Origin of the sequence: Rugosimonospora africana (assembly GCF_016862975.1) — a bacterium.
Taxonomy (GTDB): Bacteria; Actinomycetota; Actinomycetes; order Mycobacteriales; family Micromonosporaceae; genus Rugosimonospora; species Rugosimonospora africana.
The window spans coordinates 126,738-141,398 of record NZ_BONZ01000056.1 but is presented as its reverse complement, the minus strand read 5'-3'; the positions used below and the strand labels follow the sequence as shown (position 1 = coordinate 141,398).

The following is a 14,661-nucleotide window of genomic DNA, read 5'->3' as shown; positions in this document are numbered from 1 at the left end:
GGTCACCGGGTGCGGTCAGGCCGCGACCCGGTCAACCCAGGCGGGCAGTGGCTCGCAGGCGGCGAGCCACTCCGCCGGTACCCGATCCAGGCCGGTACCCGCCGCCACGATCCCGCCGACGATCGCGCAGGTGGTGTCCATGTCCCCGCCGGCCAGCACCGTCGCCCAGAGCGCCTCGACCGGGTCGTCGAGATGACGCGCGGCGCACCAGACGGCGTAGGGCACCGTGTCCGCCGCCGAAACCCGGTGCCCGCAGCCGAGCACCGCCGCGGCGTCGCGCGGGTCGTCGGTGTGCGGGATCTCCCGCGCCCGGCGCAGGCGCGCCGCGACCTCACCGTCCGGTACCCGATCGGCCACCGCCGCGACCAGTTCCCCCGCGGCGGTGCCACCGACGCTCAGCGCCGCGGCCACCGCCACCGCGACCGCACCCGCCGCGGCCTCCGGGTGGGCATGCGTCACCACCGCCGACCGGATCGCCTCGGCCACCACCCGGTCCAGGTCGCCGGCGAACCACGCTCCCAGCGGCGCGACCCGCATCGCGGCGCCGTTGCCCCACGATCCCCGGCCACCGAACTGCCGGCCCGTCAGCGCCGCCCAGTCCGCGCCGTCGCCGAGCGCGGGCAGCACCGTGGACATCGAGGTGCCGTAGCCACGGTCCGGGTCGGCGGCGTACCCGCGGGCGAACTCCGTCGCCAGCGCGCCCTGGTCGACCGTCCCATGCCCGTGCAGCACCTTCAGCAGCGCCAGCGCCATCGCGGTGTCGTCGGTCCACGGCCACGGACCCCGTGGCTCCCACCGCTGGACGAGCGCGGTCTCGAGCACCTCGGCCGGCTGGAAGAACCAGGTCTCGCCGAACGCGTCGCCGAGCGCCAGGCCGCGCAACGACGCCACGGCGGCGGATCTGTTCGTCACCCGCCGATCATCGCGCCCTGCGAACCGCACCGCCACGCGATTCGCGCACCGCCACGCGATTCGCCTACCGCCAAATGACTCCGGCACCGCCGAACGGTTCCGGCGCCGCTGAGGAGTTTATGTGCCCCGAACGGATCCGTCGCCGCCGACGAATTTAGGTGCCTCCGAACGGATCCGGCCCCGACCGCCGAAAAGCGGTCGGGGCCGGGGCTCGCGGAGGTCAAGCCGTCATCACGTCGCCCGCGTGTGCCGCTGCCAGCACGTCGCCGCGCACCGCGTCCAGATGCGCCAGCCCGGGCGTGTCCGCCGGGATGGTGACCGACGGCGTCTCGGTACGCGGGGACACACCGGCGCCCGCCTTCGCCCGCCGGACGGCGCCGATCAGCGCGGACGCCGCGGCGAACACCGCCGGATCGCCGGCTCCGCCCCCGGTCGACGGTGAGCGCCGCGGCCACGGTGCGCGGTGGATCGAACCATCGCGCCACCACGACCACACCTCTTCGGTCACGTACGGCAGCACCGGCGCGAACAGGCGCAGCAGGACGTCGAGCGCGTACTCCAGAGCGGACCGCGCCGACCGTGCCGCCGGACCGGTCCCGTACGCCCGTCCCTTCACCAGCTCCACGTAGTCGTCGCAGAACGTCCAGAAGAACGTCTCCACCCGTTCCAGCGCGCGGGTGTAGTCCAGCGCCTCCAGCGCCACGGTCGCGTCCGCCACCACGACATCCAGCGCGGCGAGCATCGCCCGGTCGAGTGCCTCGGTCACCGCGACGGCCGACGCGGGTTCGGATGCGGGGTCCGCGGCCGCGGCCGGTCCCAGCCCCAACACGAACCGGCTCACGTTCAGGATCTTCGTGGCCAGCCGCCGACCCACGCGCATCTGGTTCGTGTCGTACGCGGTGTCCGCCCCCGGCCGGCCGTTCGCCGCCCAGTACCGCACCGCGTCGCTGCCGTACTCCTCCAGCGGCTGCATCGGAGTCACCACGTTGCCAGTGGACTTCGACATCTTCTTGCGGTCCGGATCGGTGATGAAGCCCGAGATCGCCGCAGTCCGCCAGGGCAGCGTCCCGTCCAGTTGCCGGGCCCGGGTCACCGTGGTGAACAGCCAGGTGCGGATGATGTCGTGCGCCTGCGGCCGCAGATCCATCGGGTACACCCGGCTCCACAGGTCCTCGTCCTCGCACCAGCCCCCAGCGATCCGCGGAGTCAGCGACGACGTCGCCCAGGTGTCCATGACGTCGGTGTCGCCGGTGAAGCCGCCGGGCCGGTCGCGGTCCGCCTCGCCGTAGCCGGGTGGCGTGTCGGCCAGTGGATCGATCGGCAGCGTCGACTCGTCCGGCAGGATCGGCGCGTCGTGGCGCGGCTCGCCGTGCTCGTCCAGCGGGTACCACACCGGGAACGGCACGCCGAAGTACCGCTGCCGGCTGATCAGCCAGTCGGACGAGAGCCCGTACACCCAGTCCTCGTACCGGCGGCGCATGAACTCCGGTTGCCAGCTCAGTTCCCGGCCGGCGGACAGCAACGCGTCGCGGTGTTCGAGGGTACGGATGAACCACTGCCGGCTGGTCACGATCTCCAGCGGCCGGTCCCCCTTCTCGAAGAACTTCACCGGATGCCGGATCGGCCGGGGCTCGCCCGCGAGCCGGCCGGTCTCGGCGAGACGGGACACGATCTCCCGCCGCGCCTGGGACACGGACCGGCCCACCAGAGTGGCGTACGCCGCCGCCCCCTCGGCCGGCAGATCGAGGTCGGCCTCGATGAACCGGCCGTCGCGCCCGAGGATCGACCGGATCGGCAGGCGCAGGTCACGCTGCCAGATCACGTCGGTCACGTCGCCGTAGGTGCACACCATCGCGATCCCGGTGCCCTTCGCGGGATCCGCCAGGTGGTGCGCGAGGATCGGCACCCGGGCGCCGAACAGCGGACTCGACGCGGTGCGACCGAACAGCCCCCGGTACCGGTCGTCGTCCGGGTGCGCGACCAGGGCCACGCAGGCCGGCAGCAGCTCCGGCCGGGTGGTGTCGACCTCGATGGCCGGTGCCCCGCCGTCGCCTGCCCGGCCGTCGCCTGCCCGGCCGCCGTCCGGCCCGGAGAGCGAGTCGCCGTCCGGCCCGGAAAGCGAGTCCAGCTCGAACAGCAACCGGTGATAGGCGCCGTCCACCTCGCGGTCCTCCTGCTCCGCCTGCGCCACGGCGGTCTGGAAGTCCACGTCCCAGGCGGTCGGCGCGAGCGCGTGGTATGCCTCGCCGGCCGCGAGCCCACGCAGGAACGCGCGCTGGGCGACCCGCCGGGCCGTGGAGCCGATCGTCGTGTACGTCCTCGACCAGTCGACGGACAGCCCCAGCCGGCGCCACAGTGTCTCGAACGCCTTCTCGTCGCGCGTGGTCAGCAGCGTGCACAGTTCGATGAAGCTGCGCCGGGACAGCCGGGTCGGTGGCTGTTCGCGGCGCTTGCGGCTGGCCGCCTCGGGCAGGTCGCCGCCGGTGACGCCGAGGGCAGCCAGTTCGTCGGGCCGGTACGGCAGGGAAGGGTCGCACCGCACGTGGAAGTAGTTCTGCACGCGCCGCTCGGTGGGCAGGCCGTTGTCGTCCCAGCCGACCGGGTAGAACACTTCCCGCCCGCGCATGCGCCAGAACCGCGCCGCGATGTCGGTGTGCGTGTAGCTGTACACGTGTCCCACGTGCAGGCTGCCGCTGGCGGTCAGCGGCGGGGTGTCGATGGAGTAGACCTCGTCGCGGGTACGGCCGCGGTCGAACCGGTAGGTGCCGTCGGTCTCCCAGCGATGCGCGTGACGTTCTTCGATGCCGTCCAGCGAGGGTTTCTCGGGCACGGCACGGCCTGGAGTCGTCCGGCCGCCAGCGGCGCCGAGGGACGAGGCGTCGCGGTCAAGCGGCCGCTCTTGAGCGGTCATAGCTGATCACCTTTCGAGGCGGATGGGTGCGGGTTCCCGGTGGGATGACGGCGGGACGCGCGGTGGCGCGTCAGGCCGTCTCGCGTACTCGGCGTACGCCCGACGGGCGGGATACCCGTACCGCCGAACAGGCCACGCTCGACCGGCATACGCGCGACGTCGACGGCGTCGACGTGGCGATGCGCGGGCGGGTGGGCGTGTTCACGGCAGCTCCTCGTGTGCCTCGGTGAGGTACCCATCCTACCGCTGTCGGGGTCGGCCGCGGTTCCGAACCGGACAGCGGGCGCACCGAGCCCGTTTCCGGACCGGTTTCCGGATTCGGGGACAGCGGTCAGGGCGCGGCCGGCGCCACGACGATCTGGTACTCGTCCTCGTAGAGCACCCGACCCGGTGGCTCCGCCCGCTCCAGCCGGACGCAGGCCACCCCGTGGTGCGCGAGAATCTCCAGGTACCCGTCGACACGATCGAGCAGCGGCCCCGCGCTCGTCTTGAACCACGCCGCGGCGCCCGGGTTGACGGCACGGTCGTACACCGACGGGTCCACGGTCGACGGGTCCGGGTAGGCAGCGGTGAACCACTCGTTGTTCTCGCGCCAGAACCGCTCCTGCGCCGCGGTCAACGTCCCACGCCTCGCCAACCCGTTGACCAGCGCGAAGATGCCGGGGAACGTGCCGCGCGCGTTGGGATCCGGACTCTGGAACCGGACGTAGCCCTCGATCACCGACCCATTCTGGCCGCCCCGGAGCCGGCGACACGCCGGGGGGCACTTCGCGATTCTCCGCCTCCGATGAGGGATGATTTCCGGAAGCACAGCCCGCCGAGGCGGGTCACCGGCGAGAGGGGACACGGGATGCGGCAGCAGTGCCCGGTGTTCGACGGCGACCGGGCCGCCGAACGGCTGACCGAGCTGGGCCTCAGCGTGGAAGTCCTGGAATTCGCGCTGCGCGGCGCGGATGCCGAGGCGCGCAGCTACACGCCCCTGGATCCGCCGAACATGCAGGGCATGGCGCGATACTCGCGGACCGTGCGGCTGCTGCGCGAGCGGCTGATCCCGTTCGGCTGGTCGTTCGACAACCCGCGCAACCTGGCGCGCACGGTCAGCCCCGACCGGCGCGTGGCCGTCATCACCACGCTCGGCGACGGCGCCACCGGCTTCCCGCACGCGCTGCCGTCCACCCGGTACGAGAAGGGTCTGGCCACCATCGAGGCGGTCGGCCGCAACTTCCTTCAGCTGAGCCTGCCCATCGACCTCTCGGACCTGGAAGACCGGCGGCCGCCGGGCGGCGATGGCGTGGACAGCGATGACCTGGACAGCGGCGGCCTGCCCACCGGCGACGCGCTGTTCGACGCCGAGGACGACGGCACGGCCACCTGGATCCTGCTGTACAACGTGACCGACACCGAGATCCGCGCGGAGCTGTCCCTGCCCGACTCGATGGTCGAGGGCTACATCGACACCTGGGTCGAGCGTGTGGTCCTGCCACCGATCCCGCTCGAGCCGGCCGTCCCGCTCGAACCCATCGTCCCGCTGCGGGTCGGCGGTCCGATCGCTTCCGACCAGGCCGGGGAGCCGGACGTCCTCGTCTTCCGCCGCGGCGCGTGAGGGCCCGCCAGCCGTCCGGCGGCCCGGTACTGACCCCGAGCCGGCTCACTCTGGCGCGTAAGCGGCGCGGGCTGACGCTGGTCCAGCTCGCCACCGAGGTCGGAGTCAGCGTGCGCAGCCTGTCCGCGTACGAGAACGGGCGCCAGGAGCCCACCGGGGACACCCGGCACCGGCTGGCCGCCGCCCTCGACGTGCCGGTCGGGTTCCTGAACGCCGGTGACGTCGACGAGATCCCGCTCGACGCCATCAGCTTCCGGGCACCCAGCAAGCTCACCGCGGGCCAGCGCGACACCGCGCGCAGCGCCGGCCGCATCGCCCTGCTGCTCGCCGAGTGGATCGAGCAGCGGTTCGACCTTCCCACGCCGGACGTGCCGTCGCTGCCCACCCTCGACCCGGAGACCGCGGCCGAGGTGGTGCGCGCCCGCTGGGGGCTGGGCGTCGCGCCGCTGGGCAACCTCGTACGGCTGCTGGAGGCGCACGGGGTACGGGTGTATTCGCTCGCCGCCGACTGCGCCGCGGTGGACGCGTTCTCGTTCGTCTGGCGCTCCACCCCGTACGTGCTGCTGAACACCGCCAAGTCCGGCGAGCGCGGCCGGTTCGACGCCGCCCACGAACTGGGGCACCTGGTGCTGCACAGCGAACACCGGCTGCCTCACGGCACAGACGCCGAGCAGGAGGCCAACCGGTTCGCCGCGGCGATGCTCATGCCACGCGCCGATGTCCTGGCGCATCATCTCGCCAACGCCGCCATCGACCGCATCCTCGACGCGAAGCAGCACTGGCGGGTGGCCGCCATGGCGCTGACCCACCGGCTGCACGAGCTGGACCTGCTCACCGACTGGGGATACCGGACGGCCTGCGTCGACCTGTCCCGGCGGGGTTACCGCACCGGAGAACCGGGCGGCATCACCCGGGAGACCTCTCCCCTGCTCGCCCGCGTGTTCCAGGTGCTGCGCGCCGAGGGCATCGGCCCGGCCGACATCGCGAACGACCTGCACATCACCGTCGCCGAGCTGAACCGGCACGTATTCGGGCTCGTCCCCACGGCGGTCAACGGCGGCGCCGCGCGCACGCCACCGAAGCGCCCGAAGCTGACGCTCGTGACCCACTGACGCTCGTGACGGGCTGACGCTCGTGACGGGCTGACGCTCGTGACGGTACGTACGCACCGACAGCTGAACATCGACACGGGGAGCAACGGATGCGCGTTCTGTTCGTCTCGGCACCACTGGTCGGTCACCTCTACCCGATGGTCCCGCTCGCCCGCGCGATGCGCGACGCCGGGCACGACGTTCTGATCGCCAGCGGTGGCGACGCCGCCCGTACCCAGCCGGCCGGCCTGCCGGTACGGGACATCGCTCCCGGGTTCGACATCGGCACCATCGCCCGGCGGCTCATGCTGCGGCACCCGCTGATCGCCCGCGCCGAGCTGGCCGGCACGGCCGGCACCCGAGGAGTCTCGCTGCTGTTCGCGGCGGTGAACGAGGGGCTGGCGGACGCCGTCGTCGCGCTGGTCGACGAGTGGGCTCCCGACCTGGTGGTGCACGAGCCGCTCGCCGTCGCCGGCGCGCTCGCCGCCGCCCGGGCCGGAGTCCCGGCCGTACTGCACGGCTCCAGCCTGTTCGACGACGCGGAGCTGGCGCGGGTCGTCGGCGACGCGATGCGCCGGCCGCGGATGGACGGCGTACCACCGGCCACGGCCATCCTCCGCACCGCGCCGGCCAGCCTGGTCGGGCACCGTACGGGCACGCCGATGCGACCGGTTCCGTACGGCGGCGACGGCAGCCTCCCCGACGACCTGCGCGAACCGTCCGCCCGCCCCCGCATCCTGGTCAGCCGCAGCACCGTCGCCGGACCCGCCGGAGGCGACCTGATGGGTGCCGTGGTGGCCGCCGCGCCGGACGTCGACGCCGAGTTCGTCCTCGTCCGCCCGAGCGAGCGGCTGATCCGCCGCGCCGGGCTTCTCACGACCGGTCCGGACACCGGCGCGGCGCCAGACGCGCCGAGCCGGGCTGGTGGGTCGAACATCCGGGCGGTGGGCTGGATCCCGCTCGCCGAGGCGCTGGCGGGCTGCGCCGCGATCGTGCACCACGGCGGCACCGGAACGATCCTCGCCGCACTGGCCGCCGGCGTGCCCCAACTCGTCGTCCCCGGGCCCGGCGACCGCCGGCACAACGCGGAGGTGGTCGCGGCGCGGGGCGCCGGGCTGGCGGTGGCACCCCGCCGGATCACCGCCGACCATCTGCGACGGCTGCTCACGGATCCGGGTCTGGCAAAGGCCGCCGGGGAGGTACGCGACGAGATCGCGGCCATGCCCGCCCCGGCCGATGTGGCGGCCACCCTCCCTTAACGGCCTGCCGGCAAACCCAGCTGACCGGCTGGCTCTAAGTACCTTTCGCTCCGTATTCCGCCCATTTCAAGTAGCTTGGACTTGTTCGTACGATCGAGTGGCGTCGGAGCGGAGTGCCATGGACGTCGAGATCAGCCTCCGGGTGGACGGCGCCGAACACCGGCTGGTTGTGGACACCCGCACCAGCCTGCTCGACGCGCTGCGCGAGCGGCTGGGCAACACGAGTCCGAAGAAGGGCTGCGACCACGGCCAGTGCGGCGCCTGCACCGTGCTGCTGGACGGGCGGCGGGTCAACAGCTGCCTGGCGCTTGCCGTGGCGCACCAGGGCGCGCAGATCGTCACGGCCGCCGGGCTGGCGCAGGACGGCGCGCTGCACCCGATGCAGGAGTCGTTCATCCGGCACGACGCGTTCCAGTGCGGGTACTGCACCCCGGGGCAGATCGTGTCGGCCGTCGGCATGCTGGACGAGGCTCGTGCCGGCTGGCCGAGCGCGGTCACACCGGACTTCGCCAGCTCCAACGTGAGCGCCGACGGCGGCGGTTCCGGGGTACTCGTGGAGGACGAGATCCGTGAACGCATGAGCGGCAACCTGTGCCGCTGCGCCGCGTACGCCAACATCGTGCCGGCCGTCAAGGAGGTTGCCGGACGATGAGGCCGTTCCGCTATGAGCGCACCGACGACGTGGCCGGGGCGGTGGCGCTGCTCTCCCGTGAGCCGCAGGGAGCGTTTCTGGGCGGCGGTACGAACCTCGTCGACCTGATGCGGCTCGACGTCGCCCGGCCGGACGTACTCGTCGACGTACGGCGGCTGACCTCGGACCGGATCGAGGAGCTGCCCGACGGCGGGGTGCGCATCGGGGCCGCCGTACCGAACAGCGACCTGGCCGCCGATCCGCTGATCCGCACTCGGTACCCGCTGCTGTCCGCGGCCCTCCTCTCCGGCGCGTCGGGCCAGCTGCGCAACCTCGCCACCACCGGCGGGAACCTGTTGCAGCGCACGCGCTGCGTGTACTTCCAGAACGTGACGACCGGGTGCAACAAGCGGCAGCCGGGCTCGGGATGTTCCGCGATCGACGGGTACCACCGCGAGTTGGGCATCCTCGGGATCTCTCCGGCGTGCGTGGCCACCCACCCGTCCGACATGGCGGTGGCGATGGTCGCGCTGGAAGCGGTCGTGCACACGCTCGGCCCGAACGGCGAGCGCAGCATCCCGGTCGCCGAGCTGCACCGGCTGCCGGGCCAGGATCCCGAGCACGACACGGTTCTGGAGCACGGCGAACTCATCACCGCGATCGACCTGCCGCCGCTGCCGGACGGGGTCCGGGCCCGGTACCGCAAGGTGCGCGACCGCGCCTCGTACGCCTTCGCCCTGGTCTCGGTCGCGGCAATCCTGGACGTGGCCGACGGCATGGTCCGCGACGTACGGATCGCGTTGGGCGGCGTGGCGCACAAGCCGTGGCGGGCCCGGATCGCGGAGGACGCGCTGCGCGGCGGCCCGGTCTCGGAGGAACGATTCCGGCAGGCGGCGGAGGCCGAACTCGCCGAAGCCGATCCGTTGCCCGGCAACGCGTTCAAGGTGCCGCTCGCCCGCAACACCATCGTGCGCACGCTGCTGGACCTCGCCGGGCCGGACCTGGGCGGCATGGCGCCGCCGCCGGCGAGTCCGGACGCCCCGGACCCCAGCGGGCCGGACCCGAACGCGGCCGAGCGCGGCCTGGACCCGAATGCACCGCCGGCGGCCGCCGCCGGGGCAGCGCCGCCACAAGACCGCACCCAGCCGCGACATGCCGCGCCGCCAGAAGAGGCCGAGCAGCCACAAGAGGCCACGCGGCCGCAAGAGGCCACGCCACCACAGGACCGCGCCCAGCCGCGACATGCCGCGCAGCCGCAAGACCCCGGCGCCGCGCAGCCGCCCAACAACCCCGGCGCGCAACCTCAGGGCGGCCCGGCGATCGACCCCGCCATCATGGATCCCGAGATGGAATCCGGACCGGAACCGAGCGGACCGCCGGCATGACCGTCACGGCCCGGGCAATGGGCGAGGTAATCGACCGGATCGACGGCCCGGACAAGGTACGCGGCGTGGCCCGGTACGCCTTCGAACAACCGCTCGACCATCCGGCCTACCTGTACCCGGTGCAGTCCACCATCGCCCGCGGGCGGATTATCGGCATCGACTGCCGTTCGGCCAGCTCCACTCCAGGCGTGCTCATGGTTCTCAACCAGTACAACGCGCCGCGCACCAACATTCCGGCCGGCCAGGGCGAGCTGAACATCCTGCAGTCCGACCGGGTCGCGTTCCGCAACCAGTTCGTCGCCGGGGTGATCGCGGAGACCTCGGAGATCGCCCGGCACGCCGCATCGCTGGTCCGGCTCGAATACCAGGAGGAGCCGCACGACGTCGAGCTGCACGGGGACCGCGACGACTTCTGGGTACCGTCGGCGGCCTCGGCCCAGTTCCCGATGGAGCTGGACAAGGGCGACGTCGACGCCGTGCTGACGTCCGCCCCGGTTCGGTTGGACCGCGTCTACACCACCGCCCGGCAGTACCACAATCCGCTGGAACCGCACACCACGGCCGCGCTGTGGTCCGAGGACGGCCTCACGCTCTACGTGTCCACGCAGGGCGTGTCCGGCATCCGGGACGTCGTCACCGCACTGTTCGGGCTGGATCCCGGGCGGGTACGGGTGGTGTCATCCAACGTCGGCGGCGCGTTCGGGTCGAAGGTCCACGCGAATCCCGACGTGGTGCTCACCCTGCTGGCCGCCCGGATGGTGCCCAACCGGCCGGTGAAGTTCGCGCTCACCCGGCAACAGATGTTCTCCCAGGCCGGGTACCGGCCGCCGACCGTCCAGCGGCTGCAGATCGGCGCCGAACGCGACGGCCGCATCATGGCGTTCTCGCACAGCAGCACGTCGGCCACCTCGAAACTCGTGGAGTACGCGGAACACTGCACCCGGCCCACGGCGACCATCTACGCCGCACCGAACCTGCGCACCCGCCAGCTCGTCACGTCCCTGGATGTCCCGACACCCTGCATCATGCGGGCGCCCGGCGACTGCCCGGGGATGTTCGCCATCGAGTGCGCCATGGATGAGTTGGCGGTGGAGTGCGGGATCGACCCGATCGAGCTGCGCATCCGCAACGAGCCCGAGATCCATCCGGCCAGCGGGCTGCCGTTCAGCAGTCGCAACCTGATCGGCTGCCTGCAGGAGGGCGCGCAGCGCTTCGACTGGGAGCACCGCGACCCGAAGCCGAGGGCGCGCAACGAGCTCGGCTGGCTGGTCGGCACCGGGGTGGCCGCCTCCACGTACCACGCGTTGCAGCAGTCGGGCTCGATGGCGACGATCCGGGCGGACCCGGACGGCCGGTACACGGTGCTGATCGCGGCCGCGGACATGGGCACCGGCACCTGGACCGCGCTGACCCAGGTGGCCGCCGACGCCCTCGGCGTACCGGTGGGCAGCGTCGACCTGCGCATCGGCGACACCGCGTACCCGAACGCGAGCTCGGCCGGTGGCTCGTCGGGCATCGCCAGCTGGGGAGCGGTCATCTGCGAGGCGGCGGGCCAACTGCGCGACCGGCTGGGCCGGGGCGGCTCCATCCCGCGCCAGGGGCTGGAAGTGACCGCACGGATGCCGGAGAACCGGTACGCCAGCCAATACGCCCTGCACAGCTTCGGCGCCCAGTTCGCCGAGGTACGGGTGAACGCGGAGACCGGCGAGGTGCGGGTACCCCGGCTGCTCGGCGTGTTCGCCGCCGGCCGCATCGTCAACCCGAAGACGGCGCGCTCGCAGCTGCTCGGTGGCATGACGATGGGCCTGTCTATGGCGCTGCACGAGGAGGGGGTGCTCGACCCTCGCTTCGGTCACGTGGTCAACCAGGACCTCGCGACGTACCACGTCAGCTCCAACGCCGACGTCGGCGACGTCGAGGTGCACTGCCTGGATGAGGACGACCCGTACGTCAACCCGATGGGCACCAAGGGCGTCGGCGAGCTGGGCATCGTGGGTACCGCGGCGGCCATCGCCAACGCGGTCTACCACGCCACGGGCGTGCGGATCCGCGACCTGCCCATCACTCTCGACAAGCTCGTGGCCTGGTAGCCGGCCGTGTACGGCGTCCGGTCCGGGGAGTTTACTAAGGATCATGACCGTGGCAGATGAGTACGAGCCGAGTCCCCGGCGATGGGTCCGCGACCAGGTCGAGGAGTACGAGAGCTCGGGCGGCACCCGGGGTACCGACCTGCGGGGAACGCCGGTGATCGTGGTCACCAACCGGGGCGCGAAGACTGGCAAGATCCGCAAGACGCCGCTGATGCGTGTCGAGCACGAGGGCCGGTACGGGCTGGTCGCGTCGCAGGGTGGGTCGCCGGAGCACCCGCGCTGGTACTACAACCTGATCGCCGACCCGAACGTCGAGGTGCAGGACGGGCCCACAAGGGCCAGGATGGTCACCCGCGAGCTGTCCGGGCCGGAGCGGGACGCCTGGTGGGAGCGCGCGGTCGCCGCCTACCCCGACTACGCCGACTACCAGAAGAAGACCACGCGCCAAATCCCGGTCTTCATCGCCGAGCCGGCCGAGGGCTGAGCGCGATCGGCAGAAGGCCGAGCGGGCCGGTCGGCGAACCCGGCCGGCCCCGCGGGACTACTCCAGCAACGCCGCGACCGCGTCCGCGACCGGCACATTTTCCGGTACCCGCGCCACGGCCACCACGGCGTCGACCGGCAGCGGACCGTACAGGTGCGGGAACAGCGCACCGCCCCGGGACGTCTCCCAGCGCAACTGTTCACCCAGCCGCGCCTCGTCGACGCTGAGCATGACGAGCCCGGTCTGCCCGGCGAAGTGCCGGGCCGCCGTCTCCACCACCTGGTCCCTGCCGGAGAAGTGGATGAACCCGTCCTGCAGGTCCACCGCCGAGCCGTCGTACCGGCCGCACGGCTGAGCCCGCGCCCACTCGCCGGACGCCAGCAGCTTGTAGATCATTCCATCAACACTAATGGGTTGCCGGCGCCTTCCGGCGGCGCCGAGGATGGTCGGCATGCTGCCCACCGAAATCCTGGACTACTACCGTGCCGGCGGCGAACGCAGCCGGCTCGCCGAAGGGCACGGCCGGCTTGAATTCCTGCGCACCTGGGACGTGCTGACCCGAGTGCTGCCACCGGCCCCGGCCCTGGTCCTGGACGTCGGCGGCGCCACCGGTGTATATGCCGCGCCGCTGGCCCGGGCCGGCTACCGGGTGCACCTGGTGGATCCGGTGCCGGAGCACGTCGCCGACGCCAGCGCGCTGCCCGGAGTGACCGCGACGCTGGGCGACGCCCGGACGCTGCCGGCGCGGGACGGCAGCGCCGACGCCGTGCTGCTGCTCGGGCCGCTGTACCACCTTCCGGACCGGGACGACCGGGTGTCCGCCTGGCGCGAGGCGGCTCGCGTGCTGCGGCCGGGCGGAGTGGCGGTGGCCGCGACCATCAGCCGGTTCGCCAGCTTCTTCGACGGGTTCGTCCGGGGCTTCGTCCGCGAGGCGCGCTTCCGGCCCATCATCGACCGGGTACTGGAGAGCGGGGAGCACCACAACACCGACGGCGACGAGCGGTGGTTCACCACGGCGTACTTCCACCGTCCCGAGGAGCTTCCGGACGAGGTGGCCGATGCGGGGCTGGTCCTGGAGCGCGTCGTCGCCACCGAGAGTCCACTGTGGATTAGCGGGGAGGCGCTGAACGACCTCCTCGACGAGCCCGGCGGCCCGGAGCTCGTTCTGGACATGGTGCGGCAGATCGAGGACGAGCCGAGCCTGCTGGGCGCGAGCAGCCACCTGCTCGCCATCGCCCGGCGAGCCTGACGCTCGGACCGGCACCGCCTCGACCGGCACCGGCTCGACCCGACACCCGCTCGGCTTCACAGCAGCCCGACCCGACACCGCCCGATCCGACACCCGCCCGACCCGACACCGGCCCGGCGTGAAGCCGGTCGGCTTGACAGCGGCCGCCGGCCGCGGCACTCTATAACCGATTCGTTTCTAAACAGAGTGGTTATCGATGCCTGTAGACCAGCTCAGCGCGGTGTTCGGTGCGCTCGCCGACCCGACCCGTCGGGCCATCCTCGCGCGACTGACCAAGGGCGAGGCGACCGTCGCGACGCTCGCCGAGCCGTTCAGCATGTCCCAGCCGGCCATCTCCCGGCACCTGAGGGTCCTGGAGCAGGCCGGGCTCATCTCCCGCAGCCGCCGCGCGACCGCACGGTTGAGCCACCTTCAGGCGCGGCCGCTGCGCGAGGCGACCGCGTGGCTCGCCCGATACCGGGAGTACTGGGACGAGAGCTACGACCGGCTCGACGAACTTCTCGCCGCGCTCGACGGCGAGCAGGCGGACTGACCGCTCGCGCCTACCGAAAAGGAGCACGGCATGGGGCGGACGGACATCGTCGCGCTGCCGGGAGTACCCCAGATTCTCATCAGCAGACAGTTCTCCGCTCGGCGCGAGGTGCTGTTCCGCGCGCACACCGACCCGGCACTTCTGGTGCGCTGGCTCGGCCCGCGCGGGGTACGCATGACCGTCGACCGGCTGGACGTCCGCGACGGCGGCGCCTGGCGCTACACCCAGTACGACACGGACGGGAACCCGCACGCGTTCCGCGGTTACTACCACGGGACACCGTCACCGGACGGCATCGTGCAGACCTATGAATACGAGAACGTGCCCGGGCACGTATTCCTGAACACGATCACATTCGACGAACGCGACGGTACGACCGTGCTGCGGCAGAACTCGGTGTTCCAGTCCGTCGAGGACCGCGACGGGTATGTCGAGTCCGGCATGGAGACCGGCGTCGAGGACTCGATGGCCCGGCTCGACGAACTCGTCGCACAGCTCACCGCGGCGCGCTGAG

At 72.2% G+C, this 14,661-nt stretch carries 14 protein-coding genes; 10 read left to right on the top strand and 4 right to left on the bottom strand.

What is annotated here, in order from left to right; translation table 11 throughout:
* Positions 1-15: 15 nt before the first annotated feature.
* The 3 genes from Raf01_RS29075 to Raf01_RS29065 form a co-directional block, all read right to left on the bottom strand.
* Positions 16-912: an ADP-ribosylglycohydrolase family protein gene (locus Raf01_RS29075; protein WP_203921222.1), complete on the bottom strand. Its 897-nt coding sequence runs from the start codon at positions 910-912 to the stop codon at positions 16-18.
* A 220-nt stretch (positions 913-1,132) separates the two neighbouring features.
* Positions 1,133-3,823, bottom strand: coding sequence for a valine--tRNA ligase (gene valS / locus Raf01_RS29070; protein ID WP_203921221.1), 2,691 nt, complete (start codon positions 3,821-3,823; stop codon positions 1,133-1,135).
* Between the two features lie 331 nt (positions 3,824-4,154).
* On the bottom strand, positions 4,155-4,544 hold the full coding sequence (locus Raf01_RS29065) for a hypothetical protein (RefSeq protein ID WP_239134006.1): 390 nt from the start codon (positions 4,542-4,544) through the stop codon (positions 4,155-4,157).
* A 129-nt stretch (positions 4,545-4,673) separates the two neighbouring features.
* On the opposite strand from Raf01_RS29065, the gene Raf01_RS29060 reads away from it, so the two are divergent.
* The 7 genes from Raf01_RS29060 to Raf01_RS29030 all read left to right on the top strand — a co-directional run bounded on the left by Raf01_RS29060 (position 4,674) and on the right by Raf01_RS29030 (position 12,366).
* Positions 4,674-5,426 (top strand): hypothetical protein, encoded by a 753-nt coding sequence (locus tag Raf01_RS29060; protein WP_203921220.1) that lies wholly within the window; start codon positions 4,674-4,676, stop codon positions 5,424-5,426.
* Positions 5,423-6,538 carry a helix-turn-helix domain-containing protein gene (locus Raf01_RS29055; RefSeq protein ID WP_203921219.1) on the top strand — a complete coding sequence of 372 codons (1,116 nt, stop codon included), beginning with the start codon at positions 5,423-5,425 and terminating at the stop codon, positions 6,536-6,538. Before Raf01_RS29060 ends, Raf01_RS29055 begins: the two co-directional genes overlap by 4 nt.
* An 89-nt stretch (positions 6,539-6,627) precedes the next feature.
* Positions 6,628-7,776 (top strand): nucleotide disphospho-sugar-binding domain-containing protein, encoded by a 1,149-nt coding sequence (locus Raf01_RS29050; protein ID WP_203921218.1) that lies wholly within the window; start codon positions 6,628-6,630, stop codon positions 7,774-7,776.
* A gap of 118 nt (positions 7,777-7,894) precedes the next feature.
* On the top strand, positions 7,895-8,428 hold the full coding sequence (locus Raf01_RS29045; protein ID WP_203921217.1) for a 2Fe-2S iron-sulfur cluster-binding protein: 534 nt from the start codon (positions 7,895-7,897) through the stop codon (positions 8,426-8,428).
* On the top strand, positions 8,425-9,792 hold the full coding sequence (locus tag Raf01_RS29040; protein WP_239134005.1) for an FAD binding domain-containing protein: 1,368 nt from the start codon (positions 8,425-8,427) through the stop codon (positions 9,790-9,792). The genes Raf01_RS29045 and Raf01_RS29040 overlap by 4 nt, the downstream gene beginning before the upstream one ends.
* Entirely contained in the window at positions 9,789-11,882 is a 2,094-nt protein-coding gene (locus Raf01_RS29035; protein WP_203921216.1) for a xanthine dehydrogenase family protein molybdopterin-binding subunit, read from the top strand. The genes Raf01_RS29040 and Raf01_RS29035 overlap by 4 nt, the downstream gene beginning before the upstream one ends.
* Before the next feature lie 43 nt (positions 11,883-11,925).
* Positions 11,926-12,366: a nitroreductase family deazaflavin-dependent oxidoreductase gene (locus tag Raf01_RS29030; protein WP_203921215.1), complete on the top strand. Its 441-nt coding sequence runs from the start codon at positions 11,926-11,928 to the stop codon at positions 12,364-12,366.
* Between the two features lie 57 nt (positions 12,367-12,423).
* Here Raf01_RS29030 and Raf01_RS29025 read toward each other — a convergent pair whose 3' ends face one another.
* Complete coding sequence (locus Raf01_RS29025; protein ID WP_203921214.1) at positions 12,424-12,762, bottom strand: DUF952 domain-containing protein; 339 nt, start codon at positions 12,760-12,762, stop codon at positions 12,424-12,426.
* Positions 12,763-12,817: 55 nt separating this feature from the next.
* Between Raf01_RS29025 and Raf01_RS29020 the strand changes: the two genes are divergently transcribed.
* The 3 genes from Raf01_RS29020 to Raf01_RS29010 all read left to right on the top strand — a co-directional run bounded on the left by Raf01_RS29020 (position 12,818) and on the right by Raf01_RS29010 (position 14,660).
* The gene (locus tag Raf01_RS29020; protein ID WP_203921213.1) at positions 12,818-13,615 is read left to right on the top strand and encodes a class I SAM-dependent methyltransferase; all 798 of its coding nucleotides are present in this window, start codon (positions 12,818-12,820) and stop codon (positions 13,613-13,615) included.
* A gap of 196 nt (positions 13,616-13,811) precedes the next feature.
* Positions 13,812-14,147, top strand: a complete 336-nt coding sequence (locus tag Raf01_RS29015; RefSeq protein WP_203921212.1) for an ArsR/SmtB family transcription factor — start codon at positions 13,812-13,814, stop codon at positions 14,145-14,147.
* Positions 14,148-14,177: 30 nt separating this feature from the next.
* Complete coding sequence (locus Raf01_RS29010) at positions 14,178-14,660, top strand: SRPBCC family protein (protein ID WP_203921211.1); 483 nt, start codon at positions 14,178-14,180, stop codon at positions 14,658-14,660.
* The last annotated feature ends 1 nt before the right edge of the window (position 14,661 follow it).